The sequence below is a fragment of the Flavobacterium hankyongi genome, from assembly GCF_036840915.1.
Taxonomy (GTDB): domain Bacteria; phylum Bacteroidota; class Bacteroidia; order Flavobacteriales; family Flavobacteriaceae; genus Flavobacterium; species Flavobacterium hankyongi.
Genome location: NZ_CP085725.1, coordinates 2,554,803 through 2,574,650 on the forward strand (window position 1 = coordinate 2,554,803; position 19,848 = coordinate 2,574,650).

Sequence of the window (19,848 nt, forward strand, 5' to 3'; positions counted from 1 at the left end):
TCGGCTTTTTTATTAAAATCTACTTTTTTCTAAGATGATTGTTACAGCTTCAACATCACCACCAATAGGTGGATTTAGCTTAGAAACTTCAACTAAAACTCTTGAAACAGGATTCAAATCTTTTAGAGTTCTGTCTATAATTCGTTGTGCTACATGTTCTAACAGTTCAGATCGAATAGCCATTTCTTCTACCACAATTTTGTTTAAGTGCACATAATCTACAGTGTCAGCAAGTTTATCTGTTTGTGCTGATTTTGCTAAATCAGCTTCAATCTCTAAATCAACTCTATAATCACTCCCTATTTTACTTTCTTCAACTAAACAACCATGATAAGAAAATGTGCGTATATTTTTAAGTTTTATTATTCCCATTATTTGTGGATTTGCTAATTTTTATGTTGGATAAAAGTACAAATTTTGCTAATAACCAAATAAACGAATAACCAAATAACCAACATTTTTGATAACTTTGTTCTCTCAATTTTAGAAAAATGTCTACTAAAGAAAAATCATTGAATTTTATAGAGCAAATCATTGAAGAAGATTTAAAAAATGGTTTGTCAAAAGATAAATTACGTTTTCGTTTTCCACCAGAACCTAATGGATATTTGCATGTAGGTCATGCAAGTGCTATCTGTTTAAATTTTGGTTTAGGAATTGATTATCAAGCACCTGTGAACCTGCGTTTTGATGATACCAATCCATCAAAAGAAGAGCAAGAATATGTTGATGCTATTAAGAGAGATGTAGAATGGTTAGGTTATCAATGGGATAATGAATGTTATGCTTCTGATTATTTCCAACAATTATACGATTGGGCTGTAGAGTTAATTAAGAAAGGAAAAGCGTATGTTGATAGTCAATCTTCTGAAGATATGGCTATTCAAAAAGGAACACCTACCACTCCAGGAACAGATTCTCCTTTTAGAAATCGTTCTATTGAAGAAAATTTAGATCTTTTTACACGTATGAAAAATGGAGAGTTTGAAAAAGGAACTCATGTTTTACGTGCTAAAATTTCTATGGGTGCAAACAATATGCTAATGCGTGATCCTATCATGTATCGTATTATGCATGCACACCACCACCGTACCGGAAATGATTGGTGTATTTATCCAATGTACGATTGGGCACATGGCGAAAGTGACTATTTAGAGCAAATTTCACATTCTTTTTGTACGTTAGAATTCTTACCACACAGAGAATTATACGATTGGTTTTTGAATCAAATTTATGATGAAAGCAAAGTACGTCCTAAACAACGTGAATTTGCACGTCGTAATTTATCACATACAGTTGTTTCTAAGCGTAAACTATTACAATTAGTTGAAGAAAAGCATGTTACAGGTTGGGATGATCCTCGTATGAGTACTATTTCAGGGATGAGACGCCGTGGGTATACACCTGCTTCAATCCGTAATTTTGCTAATACAATTGGTATTGCAAAACGTGAAAATCTAATTGATGTTTCGTTATTGGATTTTTGTGTCCGTGAAGACTTAAACAAAACTGCACCACGTGTAATGGCAGTTTTAGATCCAATAAAGTTAGTTATAACTAATTATCCTGAAGGTCAAGAAGAATGGTTGGAAGCAGAAAACAATCCTGAAGAAGAAGTATTAACTTTTAGAAAAGTTCCTTTTGCTAAAGAAATTTATATTGAAAGAGAGGATTTTAAAGAAGAAGCCGATAAAAAGTTCTTTAGATTGACTTTAGGTTCTGAAGTTCGTTTAAAAAATGCTTATATCATTAAGGGTGAATCTGTTGTAAAAGACGCTAATGGAAATATTACTGAAATTCACGCGACTTATGATCCAGATTCTCGCTCAGGAAGTGGTACAGAAGCAAGTAAACGTAAAGTAAAAGGAACAATTCATTGGGTTTCAACTCAACATGCTTTAGAAGCTGAAGTGCGTATATATGACCGTTTATTTACCCACGAAAGCCCTGATGGAAATAAAGAAATTGACTTTAAAGAATTCATAAATCCTGATTCATTAAAGGTTATTACTGGTTATGTTGAACCAAGTTTACAAACCACAAAAGAGTTAGATCATTTTCAGTTTCAACGTTTGGGATACTTTTGTACAGACAGAGATTCGACATCACAAAAATTAGTTTTTAATAAAACGGTAGGCCTTAGAGATACTTGGGCTAAAGTAGAAAGCAAAGAATAATTTTTTTAAATATTTGATATTTACCCTTTCATATTCATAGTATGAAAGGGTTTTTTTTGTGTTTCACAGGAAAAGCACCCTACATTTTTCATTCATTTCCCTTTTAATAATCAGGAATTCTCCTCAAGTCCCAATCAACTACATATCATAGTTTTGCTTTGTTAATAATCATAATCATAAGGATTGTGATAAGTATAATCAATAAACAAACTAATTATGAAAACAAAAAGAATCATTATTCTAGGACTAATTACTGGGTTGTTATTTTTAACTCAAAGTTGTTGTAAACCTGGTTTAATTGGAAGTGTAAATAATACACTTCGCCCACAAGAAACAAACAATTGGTGTTGGGCTGCAACTACTCAGATGATTGCTCAAAATGAAGGAGTTAGCAAAACACAATGTGAACTTGCAAACCACAGATTTGGTAGAACAAACTGTTGTAACGATGAACCTACAGACAACACTTGTAGAAAAACTAATGACTGTAATAAACCGGGATGGTTAGAACTTGATTATTGCGGACTTAAATTCTCTGAATCTGCAACAGCTTTAAGTTGGGATCAGTTAAAAAAGAGTATTTATTGTAGTAAAGATGTGCTAGGTTTTGCTTACGGTCAAAGTGGTGTGGTAGGTCATGTAGTTGCTGTTAAGGGTTATGTAACAGTAAATGGCACAAATTATGTGGTATTAAATGATCCTTGGGGACCGTGTGTTGGTCAAGAACGCTTAATTACTTATGATGAATATGTTGATCCATCAGGGGCTAAAACACATTGGAATACATGGTATAATATCAGTAAAAAATAACTTTAAAAACACAATTATGAAAAATATAAAATCAATTATAACTGTTCTTTTAGCGGTAGTTTCTACTGGTTTAATGGCTCAAACAACTGCGAATAACGGAATTAAAGAAGCTGCTGCAAAAGGTAAATCGGATCTATTAAAGCTTCTTTCAGAAAACAAGGACTTTAATTTTGGAGTATCAGCAAGTGATGTAGAAGCTGCTCAAGTTTCCAATTCTATTGAATCATTCAGTACAGAATTTAATAGTTTATTGAATGATAACAGCGGAAATATTGCAACAATTTCTAGAAGTGAAAATTTACATATTGTACCTCTTGTTTCTGATAATAAAGTAATTACGACGATTAGTGTTGCATCAAATAGCAAAGAAACAAAAGTTGTTGAACTTGTTAGTCAGCAGTATAAATCTGAATTAAATGATCTTCCTGATGATATTAAAAGAGCTAATTTCAGAGGATTAAAATTTGTTCAGGTACCAAATATTGAAGCTTCTTTATATATTTTTGGAGATAAATGTTACACAAGTTATAATGGAAGGAGTTTAAGAGAAGGAACAAGTGTTTCAGAAATTACTAGACAACTGCAAATTGATGCTAGAGCTTTTCAAGCTGAATTTGGAGAAGAATTGAAAAGAGGAAAATTAGTGAAATAATCTAAATAATAAATTTATCTGATTAAAGCCTACTTTTTTGTAGGTTTTATTTATTATTATAAAAATCTATTTAAAAAATAAAATTGATAGATTTTAATTAAAAAATAGACTTTAATAAATTAATTTTAATCGAATTTAAAATTTAACCAATGTGATTTTACTTTTATAAGATCAAAAGTTCCTTAAATCGCTTTATTTTAAGTTTTAGTAAAAATTACTCAAAAAAGCCACTTTTTTTCATGTGACAAAAAAAAGAGTGCTTAAAAGCACCCTTCATTTTTCAAAATATTTTTTTTAAACTTCTTCTGTTGGATTTGAAGTATCAGATGGATTATAATCAGTTGAAGTATGATCTCCTGATTTTTTTATTTTCTTTGGTTGAGTTTTCATTTGTTCACCAATTAAGTTTGATGCTGCAAAACTTGTTACCATATTGTTTAACATATCGTTTGCAGCTTGAGGAGAATTAGGTAACAAAATTAAATTTGAATTTGTATCTGCTCCAATCGCTTGTAAGGTATCATAATGCTGTGTAATAACAATTAATGCAGATGCTTCTTGCGAATTTATTCCCACTTCGCTTAAAACACCAACACTCTCTACTAAACCACGTGCAATTTCTCGACGTTGATCAGCAATACCTTGACCTTGTAATTTTTTACTTTCAGCTTCAGCTTTTGCTTTTGCTACAATTCTAATACGTTGAGCTTCAGATTCAAACATTGCAGCTGTTTTTTCTCTCTCAGCAGCATTAATACGATTCATAGCATTTTTTACTTGAATATCAGGATCAATATCAGTTACTAAGGTATTAATGATATCATATCCATAAGCTAACATTGCTTCGTTCAATTCACGTTTTACAGCAATAGCAATATCATCTTTACGAACAAAAACATCATCTAAGATTAATTTTGGAACTTCGGCACGAACTACGTCAAATACATAAGCTGTGATTTGATCGTGTGGATATTCTAATTTGTAAAAAGCTTCATAAACATGTTCTTGTATAACTTTAAATTGAACAGAAACTTTCATTTTAACAAACACGTTGTCTTTTGTTTGTGTTTCAATAATTACATCTAATTGTTGAATTCTAAGGTTAACTTTTCCAGCAATTCTATCAATAACTGGAATTTTTAGCTGTAAACCAGAATTTCTAATACTTTGGAACTTTCCAAAACGTTCTATTACTACAGCTGTTTGTTGCTTAACGGTAAAGAATGAAGCTAACAATAAAAATAAGCCTATAAATAAAAAGGCTAAAAATGGAATACTCATGATTTTTAGATTTGTTTGTTGATATAATATTTATACGGAGGTTTATTTTAAAAGTTACAAACAAATATTTGAATATTATATGTATTTTCGTCAAAATTTTTGAAAATGAAGAAGTTAGTAGTTGTTTTAATGTGCATCATCTCAGTTGTAACCTTTGCTCAACATGGAAGAAGAGATGGAAATAGAATTGGAATTTCTGGAGGTCTAACTCATACGAGTTTAATTACATCTAATTTTAACACCAAGCCAGGAACAGGTTGGATTGGAGGATTTTCAGTTAGAGGAAATTATTATAATGACTGGAGTGCGATTTTCGGGATGCAGTTTATGGAAAATAAATTTTCTGTTGAAACCCTTACCAAAGATGTAGAATATAAATTGCCAGCTGTACAGATTAGATTATTGTTGAGTGCTAATTTGGTAAAGAACCATCTTTCTATTGATTTTGGACCTGTTTTACAGATAAATGACAAGTTAAAAATTGATCAAGATGATGAAAATCGTATAATAAATGGAACGCTGCTAACAGCTAATGATATTATAGATGTTACTAAAATCAATGGAAATATTTATTTAGGATTTTCTGCTGGTGGAAGACGTGTAAGAGTTGTTGGTTTTTATCAATATGGGCTTAATAATTTCTTGAATAAGCTTAACAATGATGATATAAAAGTACTTCAAAATAACAATCAAAAGTTTAAGGGAAATTTAGGAATTCTAAGTGGCCAAATACTATTTAATCTATAAAACCTGCTTAATGCAGGTTTTTTTACATTCTTAACTTAAAGATTAATGTATCTTATTTTTTTATGATGTTTAGATAACCAAGCTTTAACTGGTCGGGTTTTAATTTTACTATGTAAATTTTAAAAACCAAATCATGAAAAAACTATACTTATTTTTCTTTTTCTTTTTGACCTTTAATCTAACATTTGCAGATTCCTTTATTATTAAACTTGACGGAAGTAAATCTCAAATTAAAAGTAACTCCTTTAGAGTTAATAGTCTGGAAAAGATCATCTATTACAAACTAATTGATAGTGATAAAGAGATAAAATTGAATTTTAAAGACTTTGATTATGTTGTTTTTGGGGTTAATAAGTTTAAAACTTTTAGGCTAAATAATTCAAAAGAAATTACTGGTTTTTTTGTTTTAACAGAGACAGATGACAAAATGTTGATTGCTATTCCAACAGCTGATCCTGAATCTGATAACAATAAGGTTAACTACGTATTTCATGTTATTGATAAGAACTACAATATCATTGAAACTCATACTTTCAATAATCTTAGAAACCAAAAGAGTTCTAACGCTCGTTCAGAAATTTATTCTAAGATTTCTTTTTATTTTTCTAATTGTACTTCTTTAATTAGTAGACTTTCTAGTTATGACAAGAATATGCATAGTATTGACAACTTATCTATATTAGGTTTTTTTAATGCTCCTGTTTTTACTGAGTGTAAATAAAAAAGCCCCTTAAATGGGGCTTTTTTTTATAATGTTTGAATGGCGGTTTCAATTCTTTCTATGCTTTCTTCTTTACCTAACATTTCAACTATATCAAATAAATGAGGTCCTTTTAAAGCTCCTACAAGGCTTAACCTGAAAGGTTGCATAACTTTACCCATTCCTATCTCGTTTGTCGTTAACCAGTCTTTTACAACTGCTTCTATGTTGACAGATGTAAAGTCTGAAATACCTTCTAAAACTGCAATTAATTGTTTCATTAATTCTGGAGTTTCTTCCTTCCAGTTTTTAGCGGCTTTTTCGTCATATGAACTTGGAGCAACAAAGAAGTAATCTGATAAGTCATATAATTCAGTAATAAAATTAGCTCTTTCTTTTACCAAACTTACAACTCTTGTTAAATCCAAATCTGTAGAAATACCTTTAGCATTTAGTTCTTTTTTGAACATTTCAGCCAATTCTGAGTCTTCTTTTTTAATTAAATATTGGTGGTTAAACCATTTGTTTTTTTCTGGATCAAATTTGGCACCCGACTTGTTAACACGAGCTAAATCAAATTTCTGAACTAATTCCTCAAGTGAGAATATTTCTTGTTCAGTCCCATCATTCCAACCCAATAATGCTAGAAAGTTTACGACAGCTTCCGGGAAAAATCCGTTTTCACGATACCCCATAGATGTTCCTTCTTCGGTTTTCCATTCTAAAGGAAATACAGGAAATCCCATTTTATCACCATCTCTTTTAGAAAGTTTTCCGTTTCCAATTGGTTTTAAAATTAGTGGTAAATGTGCAAATTCTGGTGCTTCCCAATCAAAGGCTTTGTATAATAATTTATGAAGTGGTAACGATGGCAACCATTCCTCACCACGAATTACGTGTGATGTTTCCATTAAATGATCATCTACAATATTTGCTAAATGATATGTTGGCATACCATCGCTTTTGTAAAGTACTTTATCATCTAATAAGTTAGTATCAAACTTTACATCTCCACGAATAATATCATTTATGATTAAAGTTTCATTTATTGGAGTTTTAAAACGAACGACAAAAGCATCACCATTGGAAATTCTTTTTTCAACTTCTTCACGTGAAACAGTTAACGAGTTATCAAGTTGCTCTCTAACCGAATGATTGTAGATAAATGTTTTACCTTCTGCTTCCGCCTGCTTTCTTAATTCATCTAGTTTTTCTGCTGAATCAAAAGCATAATATGCCCAACCATTTTCTATAAGTTTATCTGCATATTGTTTATACATCTCTTTGCGTTCACTTTGTCTATAAGGACCAAACTTTTCATTTTTACCTACAGTTTCATCTGGAGCAATACCTAACCATTCTAAAGCTTCAAAAATATAAGCTTCCGCACCTGGTACAAATCTAGTTTGATCAGTATCTTCTATACGTAAATAAAAAGTTCCATTGTTTTTCTTAGCAAACAAGTAGTTAAATAAAGCAGTTCTAACACCACCTATGTGTAAAGGTCCTGTTGGACTTGGTGCAAATCGCACTCTAACGGGCTTTGACATTTTATTAAAATTTGACTACAAAGATAATTGTTACTCAGGAGTTAATAATGTGTCTTTCAAATAAATTTATTTTATGTATTTATTAACAGTCTCCGAAATTTTTTAAAGTTTTTGTAATTGGAAATTTCATAATTTTATAGGTTATTAACAATTGTAAGCATTTATGAACGCTTCCGAAGTAATTTTTGGTAAACTAGAACAATTCATCAAAAAGTTTTATACGAATGAACTTATTCGTGGTAGTATATTTTTTGTTGGATTAGGCTTGTTATATTTTCTTTTTACAAGTTTTGTAGAGTATTTCCTTTGGTTAAAACCAACAGGAAGAACTGTATTGTTTTGGTTATTTGTCTTGGTCGAATTATTTCTGCTAGGAAGATTTATCATTTTTCCTCTAACAAAATTATTTAGAATTCAAAAGGGTATTACTTATGAAGATGCATCTAAAATCATTGGAAGTCATTTTTCTAATGTAAATGATAAGTTGATTAATTTTTTACAATTAGCCAATGATAGAAACCAATCAGAATTGCTTCTCGCTTCTATAGAACAAAAAGCTAATTCTTTACAACCAATTCCTTTTACAAATGCGATTGATTTTAATAAGAACAAAAAGTTTATTCCTTTAGCAGCTATTCCTATTCTCTTTATTATATTCCTTGCAATTTCTGGAAGGAAAGATTATATAACTGAAAGCATGAGTAGAGTTGTTAACTTCAAGCAACAATACACACCTCCTGCTCCATTTAGTTTTGTTGTAGTTAATAATCTTGTAACTGAACAAAACAAAGATTTTGTTCTGAAGGTTAAAACCACTGGAAAAGTTGTTCCTGAAAAAGCACTTATCTACATTAATGATGAAAGCTATTTTATGGAAAGTAGTAAACCTGGTGAATTTCAATATACGTTTGAAAAGCCAGTTTCTAATATAGATTTTCATATTGAAGCCAATGAAGTTTCTTCCTCTAATTATGTTTTGAATGTTACTACGGTACCCGCTATTGTATACTTCGAAATGAAACTTAATTTTCCGGCATATTTACATAAAAAGACTGAAGTTATTAAAGGAACAGGTAATGCTATTGTACCAGAAGGGACTCAAGTGTCATGGGTTATGAATACTGTGGCTACTGATAAAGTTTCATTAATTGAAAAGAATAACTCTTTCCCTTTTTCTAGGAGCCAAAAAGCGTTTAGTTTATCAAAAAATATTTATGAAAATTCAGATTATCAGATAGTTACTTCAAATAGTAAGGTACAAAACTATGAAAAGTTGTCGTATTCAATCAATGTTTTAAAAGATCAATACCCAACAATTAAAGTTGATGTCGCTCCTGATACCCTTAAACTAGGAAAAAGCTATTTGTTAGGTCAACTTTCAGATGATTATGGACTTTCAAAACTTCAGGTTGTTTATTATCCTAAGAACAATCCTGCTAAAACGCATCGAGGAACGTTGAAGGTTAAGAATGATGTGTATGACCAATTTGTTTTTGCTTTTCCTAGTAACTTACCTATAGAGGAAGGAATTGCCTATGAATACTATTTTGAGGTTTATGATAATGATGCAATCCATCATTTTAAAAGTGTTAAGTCTTCTGTTTTTTCACATAGAGAAGATACCGAATCTGAAAAGCAAGAACAGTTTTTAGAAAATCAAAATCAGAGTATTCAAGGTTTGGAAAAAACTTTAAAAAGCCAAGACAAACAAATTAACGAGTTAGAAAAGCTTCAGCAAAATAGTAAAGAAAAAAAAGATCTTGATTATAAAGATCAGCAGAAAATGAATGACTTTTTGAAACGTCAAAAACAACAAGAAGAAATGTTCAAAGAATTCTCTGATAAGATGAAAGAGAATTTAGAGAAATTCAACCCTACTGAGAAAGATCCAGATAAAGAACTTTTAAAAGAACGTCTTGAAAAAGTACAAAAAGATGCTGAGAAAAACCAAAAACTTTTGGATGAGTTGAAGGAACTAAATAATAAGTTAGAACAAGAAGAGTTGTTTGATCGTATTGAAAAGTTCCAGCAAAAAAGTAAAAACCAAACTAAAAGTTTGGAGCAATTGGTTGAGCTCACCAAACGTTATTATGTAGAAAAGAAGGCCAGTCAAATTGCTGATAAATTAGAAAAGCTTGCCGAGAAACAAGAAAAATTATCTGATAGTAAAGAAAATTCAACAGAGAAGCAAAATGAAATTAACAAAGAATTCGATGATTTAAAAAAGCAACTTGACGCTCTTGATAAAGAAAATAAGGAATTGAAAAAACCAATGGATATACCTAATGATAAGGATAAAAAAGAAAGTATTGACAATGATTTAAAAAATGCTTCAGATCAATTAAAGAAGAATTCTCCTTCTTCAGCTTCTCCTAAACAAAAGAGTGCTGCAAAGAAAATGCAACAAATGGGGCAGTCTATGCAAATGGATATGCAAGGTGGTGAGCAAGAACAATTGGAAGAAGATGTAAAAATGCTACGTCAGATTTTAGATAATTTAGTAGAGGTTTCCTTTTCTCAAGAAAATTTAATTAAAAGTGTAAAAGAGGTCAATGGAAATAATGCGTCTTTTGCCAAGAATTTAAAACGCCAGCAAGATTTAAAAAATCAATTTCGTTATGTCGATGATAGTTTGTTTGCAATGTCATTACGTAATCCTAAAATTGGAGACAAGGTTATAATTGAGATTGGAAATATTCATTACAATATGGATAAAAGCATTGTTTCTTTTACCGAAAATCAAATCGGAAGAGGTACTTCAAGTCAACAATTTGCATTAACCGGCGCTAACACTCTAGCTAATTTATTGGCTGATATTTTAAACAGCATGCAAATGCAAATGTCTGGCCAAGGTCAGGGTTCTCCCAAACCAGGAAAAGGACAAGGTAGTGGAATGCAATTGCCAGATATTATTAAAAAGCAACAAGGTCTGGGTGAAAAAATGCAAGAAGGAAATAAAGAAGGTGGTGATAAGCAAGGAGAAAAACCAGGACAGAAGCCAGGACAAAAACCTGGTGAAGGAATGTCGGGTGGTCAAAACGGTGGTAAGTCTGGACAATCAGGACAATCACAAAATGCTGAAGGAAGCGATAGTGATGGAGAAGGAAATGCAAAGCAAGTTCTTGACATTTTAAAAGAACAGAGACAGCTTCGTGAAAGTTTAGAAAACGAATTAAAGAAACACGGATTAACAGGTGCTGGTCAAGATGCTTTAAGTAAAATGAAGCAAATAGAAAAGCAACTTATTAATAAAGGTTTTACCCAAGACGTAGTTCAAAAAGCATTGAATTTAAAATATGATTTATTAAATCTTGAAGAAGCAGTACAAAAACAAAATCAAGATAATAAAAGAGAAGGGATAACTAATAAAAGAGAGTTTCAAAACACTGCTCCTGCCCTTCCGCAAAAGCTTCAAGATTATTTGAATAGTATTGAAATATTAAATAGACAAACACTACCTTTGCGCTCGCAATTTAATAAACGCGTTCAAGATTATTTCAAAGAGAATGATTAGTTACAATTATGAAATAGATTTTTTAATTTCTAACGAAGAAGAATACACTTCTTGGATAGAAAATGTTGTCAAATCAGAAGGAAAAACCTTAGGAGAACTGTCTTATATTTTCTGTGATGATGAGTATTTACTTGAAATAAATCAACAGTATTTAGATCATGATACACTTACGGATATAATTAGTTTTGATTATACCGAGGGTGATATTATTTCTGGAGACATATTTATCTCTGTTGAACGTGTAAAAGATAATGCTTTAGATTTTAATGTTTCTTTTGAAGATGAATTAAAACGTGTTATTATCCATGGTGTACTTCACTATTGTGGATACAAAGACAAATCTGAATCGGATGAATTATTAATGCGTTCTAAAGAAGAAGAAAAAATTAAAATGTTTCACGTGAAACATTTTTAAACAATTTATATTAATTTCTGTTCCACGTGGAACAGAAATTAAATTTTTACAAAAAAATAATAAACATTCATATTGTTTCAGGTGAAACAATATGAATTCAAAACTCCTTAAAGGAATTATGTTTTTAGAGAAGTATGATGTAATTGTAGTTGGTGCTGGTCACGCAGGTTGTGAGGCTGCAGCATCTGCTGCAAATTTGGGTTGTAAAACATTATTGATTACAATGAGTTTGCAAAATATTGCGCAAATGTCATGTAATCCTGCTATGGGCGGAATTGCAAAAGGACAAATTGTTCGTGAGATTGATGCGCTTGGTGGTTATTCTGGAATTGTTTCAGATAAGACCGCGATTCAATTCAAGATGTTGAATCAGTCTAAAGGACCTGCTATGTGGTCGCCACGTTGTCAAAGTGATCGTATGCGTTTTTCTGAAGAATGGAGATTGATGTTGGAGCAAACTCCTAACCTTGATTTTTACCAAGAAATGGTTACTGGAGTGATTACAGAAGGTGATAAAATTACAGGTGTTAAAACAGCGATTGGTTTAAACATATATGCTAAAACCGTTGTACTAACCAACGGTACTTTTTTGAATGGGTTGATTCATATTGGAGATAAACAATTTGGTGGTGGTCGTGCTGGTGAAAGTGCTTCGTACGGAATTACCGAAGATTTGATTAAATTAGGTTTTCAATCAGGAAGAATGAAAACTGGAACTCCACCACGTGTAGATGGTCGTTCGTTAGATTATTCTAAAATGAGAGTTGAACCAGGAGATGTTAATCCTGCTAAATTCTCTTATTCTGATATTACAAAACCATTGAAAATCCAACGCGATTGTCATATGACTTATACTTCTCCTTTGGTGCATGATTTATTGCGCGAAGGATTTGATCGTTCTCCAATGTTTAACGGTCGAATAAAATCATTGGGTCCAAGATATTGTCCTTCTATAGAAGATAAAATAAATCGTTTTGCAGATAAAGACCGTCATCAGCTTTTTGTAGAGCCAGAAGGATGGAATACTGTTGAAGTGTATGTGAACGGATTTTCTACTTCGTTGCCAGAAGATGTTCAATTTAAAGCATTGCGTTCTGTAGAAGGTTTTGAAAATGTAAAATTCTTCCGTGCAGGTTATGCAATCGAATATGACTACTTCCCTCCTACGCAGTTAAAACATACGTTAGAAACTAAATTAATTTCTGGTTTGTTTTTCGCAGGACAAATTAATGGAACTACCGGATATGAAGAAGCGGCTTCTCAAGGATTAATGGCGGGGATAAATGCTGCATTGAAAGCGCAAGAACGTGATGAGTTTACATTAAAACGTGATGAGGCATATATAGGAGTTCTTATAGATGATTTAATTACAAAAGGAACGGAAGAACCATATCGTATGTTTACCTCTCGTGCCGAGTATCGTACGTTACTTCGTCAAGATAATGCCGATTATCGTTTGACTCCAATGTCGAATAAAATTGGGTTAGCTTCAGATGAACGTATGCGTCGTATGGAATATAAATTTAACGAGGCTGATAAAATGGTTAACTTTTTCAAAGAAACTTCCGTTTCTGTTGCAGAAGCAAATCCGGTTTTAGAAGCTAAAGAAAGTACTTCTATTTCGCAAGGTGATAAAATGTTTAAAATTTTCTCACGTCCGCAAATTGATATGGATGATATGCGTAAATTCGAAAAAGTTGAAGAATACATTTCTAATAATACTTTGGATAAAGAAGTTTTAGAACAAGCCGAAATTCAAGTGAAATATTCGGGTTATATAGAAAAGGAAAGAACTAATGCCGAAAAGCTTCACCGTTTAGAAAATATCCGTATTCCAGATAATTTTGACTATGATCAGTTAAAATCACTTTCTTATGAAGCTCGAGAAAAACTAAAAAAGATTCGTCCTGTTACTATTTCACAAGCATCTCGTATCAGTGGTGTTTCACCAAATGACATTTCGGTGTTGTTAGTTTTTATGGGGCGATAATTTTTTCAATTTGTTTCACGTGGAACGAGAATGGAAATTGCGACAGTTATAAAATCTTATCAAAAACAATATTTAAATCCTATTCAACTTAGTATTGGTGATACTGTTGTTTTGGGTAAAGAGGAAACTGAAGAAAAATGGAAAGGTTGGATTTGGGCTGAATCCAAAAATAATTCAGGTTGGATTCCTATTCAAATTATTTCCTTTTCGGATGATAAAAAAACAGGTGTTATTTTAGAAGATTATTCGGCCTTAGAACTAAGTGTTGATTTAGGCGATGAACTTCAAGTTTTAAAATCTTTAAATGGATGGTTGTGGCTTAAAAATCTACAAACAAAAGAAGAAGGTTGGATTCCTTCAGAATGTATCAAAATTAATTAAATATAAACAGTAAGAAATTAAAATGAATTTCTCAACAGATAACGTTTACATCAAAGTACAAGATCATTCAGTTTCAAAAGAAAATTTCGAATTGCTTTTAGATTCTGATCTGCAATTATTAAAAACCCATCCCCAGCCGGCTTTAGAAAATTTGGGTTCGTATTATGAAAGTGAAGATTACATTTCACATACAGATTCAAAACGTTCTTTATTTGAGAAAATGTACCACTTGGTTAAATCCTACTCTTTAAAAAAGAAAGTAGGATTAATTAATTCTTATCATCGTGAAAAAGGGAGTTTATTAGACATTGGTGCGGGAACTGGCGACTTTCTTGTAGCAGCTAAAGCATCTGGTTGGCAAACTACAGGTGTAGAACCTAATGAAAATGCTAAAAAATTAGCTATTTCTAAAGGTATTTCTTTTCAAAATTCAATTGAAAGCATTGAAAATGAGCAATTTAACGTCATTACTATGTGGCATGTTATGGAACATGTACCAGATGTAGAATATCAAATCAAACAATTAAAACGATTATTGAAACCCAATGGTACTTTGATTATTGCTGTTCCCAATTATAAATCATTTGATGCACAACATTATGGAAAATTTTGGGCGGCCTATGATGTTCCAAGACACCTTTGGCATTTTTCAAGAACGAGTATTGAAAAACTTGTTTCACGTGAAAATATGAAATTGGAAAAAACCCTTCCAATGATTTTTGATAGTTTTTATGTTTCTCTTCTATCAGAAAAATACAAAACAGGGAAAATGAATTTTTTTAGTGCTTTTTGGATTGGTTTACGTTCAAATTTAAAAGCGAATGCTAGCAAAGAATATTCGTCGCACATTTACGTGGTTAAAAACAAGTAAAACGTATTTTTAAGCGATTTAAAGAAGGTTTAAGGTGTTTCATATTGAAATACCTTTCTTGTTTTTAAAAATACCTTAAAAGCAAACTATTTAATTGTGTTTTAATTAGAATTAACTATAGTTTTAAAAAAAATTATAGTTTTTTATTATATATTCTTTTTATCTGCAAAACCAACATTTTTAATAAAATTTCAATTTTTTAAGTTTGACTAAAAAATGTGTTCTTCAATCTTTTTGACTTAACTTCCATATTAAAATAAAAACTCTATTTTTACCAAAATTTAAAAAAATTAATAAACAAATAAAATGAAGAAGATTGTAGTAATGGTTGCTGTAATAGTTTCAGCAGTGGCGTGTAACAAAACTCCGGATGCTAAAGAATTTAAAACAGCCTATATTGATACCCAAAAATTAATGGAAGATTATACAGAGGCTAAAGAATTAGACGAAAAGTACAAAACTAAAGGTGAAGTTATGGGTCGTGAGCTAGAAGTTGCCGCAAAAAAGCTTAAAGTTGAAATGGATGGTTTCCAAAAGAATGCTATGGCTAAAGGTCAAATGTGGGCGCAACAAAAAGGAGCCGAACTACAACAAAGAGAACAACAATTAGGATATGCTCAACAAGCTATGCTTCAACAATTACAACAAGAAAGTGGTAAAGAATTAGACACTATTGTTAAGCAAGTAAAAGTCTTTATTAAAGATTACGGAAAGCAAAAAGGATATGATTATATCTATGGAACAGGTGACGCTGCTACAGTTTTATATGCAAAAGACAGCTATGATATTACTGGAGAAATCACAAAGGCATTAAACGAAAAGTACGAAAGCAAAGCTAAAAAATCTGATGCTAAAGAAGAAACTAAGAAAGAAGAGAAAAAGTAAATTTTTACTATTTACGAATAAAAAAAGCGCTCATTTTGAGCGCTTTTTTTATTGAAAAGTTAAACTAAGTTATTCAAGTAAATAGAGACCAAAAACTGCTACAATAAAATAAATAGCTATTGTTCTAGCGCCGTCGTAATCTTTTGCAACTCGCTGACCAAATAAAAGCATTACCAATGTTACACATGAAACAATTGCTCCATATTTAGCAAATGTATTTCCGTTATTGACTACTAATTCAATCATTCCTACTATACAAAGTAAACCAGCAATTAATTCTAAAATTAAAATGATTTTTAAAGAAAAATCTACTTTTCCATCAAAAAAAGTACCTTTAAAATGTTCTTTCAACCATCCTAAATTTCCTTGATAATCAGTGAATTTATCGTATCCTGATTGTAAAAATGTTATTGCTAAAAATAATAGAACTAAAAGTGAAGATAAATTGTGCATAAGTTTTAGTTTTTATGGATTAAACGGGTTAGTTTTATAGATAAATCGGTTAAAATAATTTTGGCATTTCCGTTACGTTCAATGTGGTAAACGGCATCATTGAGTTCTTTATATATTTCTGAAATGTTATTACCAGTAATAAAAGGCGCGAATTTTTTCATGTCAAATCCCTGAATTCCAGATTCATAATATACTAAAGGTTCGGCTTGATAATTATATAGCAAAGCCTGGCGAAACATATCGGTACAAAAGTGTAAAAATTTCTTCTGAGTTTCACGTCCTAATTTAGCAATTTCTTCGCTCCAATTAATTAAATCTTGGATGGCAGCGGCATTACCTTTTGCTCTAAAAGCAGCACGAACCCAGTTTACAAACCATTCCTCAAATGGTGTATCTTCATTAATTTTGTGACACAATTGTAAAGCCTTATTGTAATTACCTTGAGATTTGTGAGCAATTGTCATAGCTTCCTTCTCTCCTATTCCTTCGAATTCAATTAAATGTTTTGAAATTGCCGATTCACTCAGCTTAGGAAAATGAATTACTTGACATCTTGAACGAATGGTTTGAAGTATATCTTCTTCATTTTCAGATATTAATATAAAGAGAGTTTTGTCTGTAGGTTCTTCTAAAAGTTTTAATAATTTATTTGAAGCGGCTATATTCATTTTATCAGCCATCCAAATAATCATTATCTTGTAGCCACCTTCATAAGATTTTAAAGATAAAGACTTTAAAATTTCAGAAGCATCTTCTACTCTAATTTCACCTTGCTTGTTTCCTACTCCAAGTTTGTCATACCAATCAAAAAGACTTCCATATGGTTTTTCTGTTAAAAAATCTCTCCATAAGGTCAGAAAATCTAAACTTTTTGGTTTAGATTTCACATCTTCGGTTGTTACTGTAGGATATACAAAATGTAAATCAGGATGAGAAAAATTTTCAAATTTTAGATTACAAGATTCATTTCCTCCACTGTTTTCTAAATTAATATTTTTGCACAAAACATATTGCGCATAAGCAATAGCCGTTAGTAATACACCACTTCCTTCATGACCTACAAATAGCTGAGCATGAGGCACTCTGCCATTTTTTGCACTTGTTAAAAGGTGGCTTTTTATATGTTCTTGCCCTACAATATTTTTAAACAACATTATGAATTATCTTTAATTTTGTAAATGTAGATAAGAAATTAAAAAGTAATGTTTGCATTGAGAAAAAATAGTGATTTAATTTTTACTTAAAGTTTTTTTAAAATAAAAATTACTCAAAATTAGATAGTTATAAAAAAAAATATATAATTTTGCGCCCGACTAAATAAAAAAAAATCGACGAAATGCACATTTTTAGATTTTTTTATATATTTTTAACAAAACAAAAATTTTTGGCACGCTTTTGGTTATGTAGTTTAAAAAATAAATGCATTGTTTTTTATAAACCTTTAAAATGAGATAAACAAGTAGATTCTGTTTTTTTTATAAAAAAGTTGTCAAAAACTTGTTTATTCAATTTAAAGGCCTATTTTTGAACTATTAGAAATAACTAATTAAAATTAGAACCACATGAAGAAAATTATCTTTTTTGGACTTTTTATGATTTTTGCAATTGGAAATGTTAACGCTCAAGCTAAAGGAAAACCTAAAAGTATTATTAGTACTGGAGCTGGTATTAAAAAATTCCACGAAAAAAGTGAACTTGAAACTATGCAAAAAGGACAACTTCTAGATTTGTATATCGAGCGAATTAATACTCTAGTAAATTACCTTCCTTACATCGCATTAACAACTAAACCAGGAGTTACAATGCAAGATGTAGGTATACCAGAAAATGCTGACAATAACAAATATCTTGAAGCACAAAAAGAAAATACAGCAAACTTTTTAAATACAACTGTAGCTTTTCAAAGACAAATGACTCCTTATGCAGACAAAGGAAACTTAGTTATTTCTATCTTGTATTATGAATCAATGCTTAGAGAGCTAAATCAGTTGAATGAACAATAAAAAATAATTATTTGAGTAAATTAGTACTAACACTCTAACCCAAATCCCCATGAGAAAAGTATTCAACATCACAGTAATGGCTATGCTTGTAGCTACTTCAGCTACTGCACAACAAGAGAAGGGAATAATTGGTTCTAGTAACTGGTTAAATAACTGGACAGAATTTAAACCACAAAATACTGAATACAACGAAACAAATCAGATTTTGTATGGTAAGATTACAACTAATACAACTTTGTTAAAAAAGAATACCTACCTTTTACAAGGACCAGTATATGTTACAAATAACGCTGTCTTAACGATTGAACCAGGAACTGTAATCAAGGGAGATTATGAAACAAATGGTGCGTTGGTTATCACTAAAGGCGCTCAAATTATTGCAAACGGAACAGAAACAGATCCAATTGTATTTACATCAAATAGACCTCAAAGAAAACCAGGAGACTGGGGAGGTGTTGTTATTCTAGGTGATGCGCCAATCAATAAATTTGGAGGAACATCTTCTATAGCTTTCGAATTAGACCCTTCTCAAACTATTTATGGAGGTACTAATCCAATGGCAAATTCAGGAATTATGAGATTCTTAAGAATTGAATTTGCTGGAAAAAAAATAAAAGGTTACAAAGATTATAATGCACTTTCTTTAGCTGGTGTAGGTAATAAAACAGTTATCGAAAATGTAATGTGTAGCTTCCCTCAGGGAAACGCAGTAGAGATTTTAGGTGGAGATATGTCTGTTAAAAACATGGTTTCTTTGAGATCAACAGGAGATGATTTTAAATTTACTCAAGGAGCTCAAGTAAGAATGGATAATTCTTTAGCAATAAGACATTCGTATTATTCTGGAGCAACTCGTTCAAGATGTTTAAACGTAACTTCTTACGATAAAAAAGATGAAGCAGATTTTTCAAAAGGTTTGACAAATGTTGTCGCTACAAACTGTACATTGGTTAATACTACAGATAATTTAGCGCAAGATCAAGCGAGTGGATTGGTTAAAGAATCTGTTTTTATTGCAGATAATGCTTCATTAGCCTTAAAGAGAAGTGTTATCTCAGGGTTTAGTCCAGCAGTTATTCTTGATGATGACATTAAAATGGATAATACTAATCTGAAAAGAATTAAATTAGAGCAAATGTATTTCAATAATTGTAAAGGAAATATTTTTGTTGAAAACTCTACTAATAATGAAGATTTAGAAGATTATTATGGAAATCCTCAATTTTCTAATCTTTATGAGCATACTCCTAATCAGGAAATGTTTATTGATTTAAAAGCCAAAACCCCAGATTTTAGAGTTAAAATCGGTAAAATTACAGCTTCAAAATAATTTGAAAAGACAGAAATAATCCATTAAGAGAAAATCTTTTAATGGATTTCTTTGTCTTTATACAATAAGTTGGAGAAAAATGAGTTTAC

18 protein-coding genes are annotated in these 19,848 nt (G+C 31.0%); 13 read left to right on the top strand and 5 right to left on the bottom strand.

Annotation, left to right across the window (positions count from 1 at the left end; translation table 11 throughout):
• Nucleotides 1-12: 12 nt before the first annotated feature.
• Nucleotides 13-372: a dihydroneopterin aldolase gene (gene folB, locus LJY17_RS11750; protein WP_264544014.1), complete on the bottom strand. Its 360-nt coding sequence runs from the start codon at nt 370-372 to the stop codon at nt 13-15.
• A gap of 119 nt (nt 373-491) precedes the next feature.
• Between folB and LJY17_RS11755 the strand changes: the two genes are divergently transcribed.
• From LJY17_RS11755 to LJY17_RS11765, 3 genes are all read left to right on the top strand, one after another.
• Complete coding sequence (locus tag LJY17_RS11755) at nt 492-2,177, top strand: glutamine--tRNA ligase/YqeY domain fusion protein (protein WP_264544015.1); 1,686 nt, start codon at nt 492-494, stop codon at nt 2,175-2,177.
• A gap of 216 nt (nt 2,178-2,393) precedes the next feature.
• Nucleotides 2,394-2,987, top strand: coding sequence for a hypothetical protein (locus LJY17_RS11760; RefSeq protein ID WP_264544016.1), 594 nt, complete (start codon nt 2,394-2,396; stop codon nt 2,985-2,987).
• A 16-nt stretch (nt 2,988-3,003) separates the two neighbouring features.
• A complete protein-coding gene (locus LJY17_RS11765; RefSeq protein WP_264544017.1) occupies nt 3,004-3,639 on the top strand; it encodes a hypothetical protein in 636 nt (211 codons plus the stop codon).
• Between the two features lie 294 nt (nt 3,640-3,933).
• Here the strand turns inward: LJY17_RS11765 and LJY17_RS11770 are convergent, their stop codons facing one another.
• Nucleotides 3,934-4,920, bottom strand: coding sequence for an SPFH domain-containing protein (locus tag LJY17_RS11770; RefSeq protein WP_264544018.1), 987 nt, complete (start codon nt 4,918-4,920; stop codon nt 3,934-3,936).
• Between the two features lie 105 nt (nt 4,921-5,025).
• Between LJY17_RS11770 and LJY17_RS11775 the strand changes: the two genes are divergently transcribed.
• Together LJY17_RS11775 and LJY17_RS11780 are read left to right on the top strand one after the other, a co-directional pair.
• Nucleotides 5,026-5,667, top strand: coding sequence for a PorT family protein (locus tag LJY17_RS11775; protein ID WP_264544019.1), 642 nt, complete (start codon nt 5,026-5,028; stop codon nt 5,665-5,667).
• A gap of 133 nt (nt 5,668-5,800) precedes the next feature.
• On the top strand, nt 5,801-6,388 hold the full coding sequence (locus LJY17_RS11780; protein WP_264544020.1) for a hypothetical protein: 588 nt from the start codon (nt 5,801-5,803) through the stop codon (nt 6,386-6,388).
• 26 nt (nt 6,389-6,414) lie between these two features.
• Here the strand turns inward: LJY17_RS11780 and gltX are convergent, their stop codons facing one another.
• Nucleotides 6,415-7,917, bottom strand: a complete 1,503-nt coding sequence (gene gltX / locus LJY17_RS11785; protein ID WP_264544021.1) for a glutamate--tRNA ligase — start codon at nt 7,915-7,917, stop codon at nt 6,415-6,417.
• A gap of 163 nt (nt 7,918-8,080) precedes the next feature.
• Between gltX and LJY17_RS11790 the strand changes: the two genes are divergently transcribed.
• The 6 genes from LJY17_RS11790 (at nt 8,081) to LJY17_RS11815 (ending at nt 15,973) form a co-directional block, all read left to right on the top strand.
• Nucleotides 8,081-11,431, top strand: a complete 3,351-nt coding sequence (locus LJY17_RS11790; protein WP_264544022.1) for a DUF4175 family protein — start codon at nt 8,081-8,083, stop codon at nt 11,429-11,431.
• Nucleotides 11,424-11,846, top strand: a complete 423-nt coding sequence (gene ybeY / locus LJY17_RS11795; protein WP_264544023.1) for an rRNA maturation RNase YbeY — start codon at nt 11,424-11,426, stop codon at nt 11,844-11,846. The genes LJY17_RS11790 and ybeY overlap by 8 nt, the downstream gene beginning before the upstream one ends.
• A gap of 118 nt (nt 11,847-11,964) precedes the next feature.
• Entirely contained in the window at nt 11,965-13,836 is a 1,872-nt protein-coding gene (gene mnmG / locus LJY17_RS11800; RefSeq protein ID WP_264544840.1) for a tRNA uridine-5-carboxymethylaminomethyl(34) synthesis enzyme MnmG, read from the top strand.
• Between the two features lie 30 nt (nt 13,837-13,866).
• Nucleotides 13,867-14,217, top strand: a complete 351-nt coding sequence (locus LJY17_RS11805; RefSeq protein WP_264544024.1) for an SH3 domain-containing protein — start codon at nt 13,867-13,869, stop codon at nt 14,215-14,217.
• A 22-nt stretch (nt 14,218-14,239) separates the two neighbouring features.
• Complete coding sequence (locus tag LJY17_RS11810; RefSeq protein ID WP_264544025.1) at nt 14,240-15,088, top strand: class I SAM-dependent methyltransferase; 849 nt, start codon at nt 14,240-14,242, stop codon at nt 15,086-15,088.
• Between the two features lie 306 nt (nt 15,089-15,394).
• Entirely contained in the window at nt 15,395-15,973 is a 579-nt protein-coding gene (locus LJY17_RS11815) for an OmpH family outer membrane protein (protein WP_264544026.1), read from the top strand.
• A 69-nt stretch (nt 15,974-16,042) separates the two neighbouring features.
• Here the strand turns inward: LJY17_RS11815 and LJY17_RS11820 are convergent, their stop codons facing one another.
• Both LJY17_RS11820 and LJY17_RS11825 read right to left on the bottom strand, forming a co-directional pair.
• Nucleotides 16,043-16,426 carry a DoxX family membrane protein gene (locus tag LJY17_RS11820; RefSeq protein WP_264544027.1) on the bottom strand — a complete coding sequence of 128 codons (384 nt, stop codon included), beginning with the start codon at nt 16,424-16,426 and terminating at the stop codon, nt 16,043-16,045.
• Between the two features lie 5 nt (nt 16,427-16,431).
• Nucleotides 16,432-17,580: an ATP-binding protein gene (locus LJY17_RS11825; protein WP_264544028.1), complete on the bottom strand. Its 1,149-nt coding sequence runs from the start codon at nt 17,578-17,580 to the stop codon at nt 16,432-16,434.
• 408 nt (nt 17,581-17,988) lie between these two features.
• On the opposite strand from LJY17_RS11825, the gene LJY17_RS11830 reads away from it, so the two are divergent.
• On the top strand, nt 17,989-18,429 hold the full coding sequence (locus LJY17_RS11830) for a hypothetical protein (RefSeq protein WP_264544029.1): 441 nt from the start codon (nt 17,989-17,991) through the stop codon (nt 18,427-18,429).
• Between the two features lie 49 nt (nt 18,430-18,478).
• Nucleotides 18,479-19,759 (top strand): hypothetical protein, encoded by a 1,281-nt coding sequence (locus tag LJY17_RS11835; protein ID WP_264544030.1) that lies wholly within the window; start codon nt 18,479-18,481, stop codon nt 19,757-19,759.
• The last annotated feature ends 89 nt before the right edge of the window (nt 19,760-19,848 follow it).

What these genes read in the sequence shown, in the direction of transcription:
- folB (WP_264544014.1), bottom strand. Translation starts at nt 372, where the DNA reads ATGGGAATAATAAAACTTAAAAATATACGCACATTTTCTTATCATGGT.
- LJY17_RS11755 (WP_264544015.1), top strand. Translation starts at nt 492, where the DNA reads ATGTCTACTAAAGAAAAATCATTGAATTTTATAGAGCAAATCATTGAA.
- LJY17_RS11760 (WP_264544016.1), top strand. Translation starts at nt 2,394, where the DNA reads ATGAAAACAAAAAGAATCATTATTCTAGGACTAATTACTGGGTTGTTA.
- LJY17_RS11765 (WP_264544017.1), top strand. Translation starts at nt 3,004, where the DNA reads ATGAAAAATATAAAATCAATTATAACTGTTCTTTTAGCGGTAGTTTCT.
- LJY17_RS11770 (WP_264544018.1), bottom strand. Translation starts at nt 4,920, where the DNA reads ATGAGTATTCCATTTTTAGCCTTTTTATTTATAGGCTTATTTTTATTG.
- LJY17_RS11775 (WP_264544019.1), top strand. Translation starts at nt 5,026, where the DNA reads ATGAAGAAGTTAGTAGTTGTTTTAATGTGCATCATCTCAGTTGTAACC.
- LJY17_RS11780 (WP_264544020.1), top strand. Translation starts at nt 5,801, where the DNA reads ATGAAAAAACTATACTTATTTTTCTTTTTCTTTTTGACCTTTAATCTA.
- gltX (WP_264544021.1), bottom strand. Translation starts at nt 7,917, where the DNA reads ATGTCAAAGCCCGTTAGAGTGCGATTTGCACCAAGTCCAACAGGACCT.
- LJY17_RS11790 (WP_264544022.1), top strand. Translation starts at nt 8,081, where the DNA reads ATGAACGCTTCCGAAGTAATTTTTGGTAAACTAGAACAATTCATCAAA.
- ybeY (WP_264544023.1), top strand. Translation starts at nt 11,424, where the DNA reads ATGATTAGTTACAATTATGAAATAGATTTTTTAATTTCTAACGAAGAA.
- mnmG (WP_264544840.1), top strand. Translation starts at nt 11,965, where the DNA reads ATGTTTTTAGAGAAGTATGATGTAATTGTAGTTGGTGCTGGTCACGCA.
- LJY17_RS11805 (WP_264544024.1), top strand. Translation starts at nt 13,867, where the DNA reads ATGGAAATTGCGACAGTTATAAAATCTTATCAAAAACAATATTTAAAT.
- LJY17_RS11810 (WP_264544025.1), top strand. Translation starts at nt 14,240, where the DNA reads ATGAATTTCTCAACAGATAACGTTTACATCAAAGTACAAGATCATTCA.
- LJY17_RS11815 (WP_264544026.1), top strand. Translation starts at nt 15,395, where the DNA reads ATGAAGAAGATTGTAGTAATGGTTGCTGTAATAGTTTCAGCAGTGGCG.
- LJY17_RS11820 (WP_264544027.1), bottom strand. Translation starts at nt 16,426, where the DNA reads ATGCACAATTTATCTTCACTTTTAGTTCTATTATTTTTAGCAATAACA.
- LJY17_RS11825 (WP_264544028.1), bottom strand. Translation starts at nt 17,580, where the DNA reads ATGTTGTTTAAAAATATTGTAGGGCAAGAACATATAAAAAGCCACCTT.
- LJY17_RS11830 (WP_264544029.1), top strand. Translation starts at nt 17,989, where the DNA reads ATGAAGAAAATTATCTTTTTTGGACTTTTTATGATTTTTGCAATTGGA.
- LJY17_RS11835 (WP_264544030.1), top strand. Translation starts at nt 18,479, where the DNA reads ATGAGAAAAGTATTCAACATCACAGTAATGGCTATGCTTGTAGCTACT.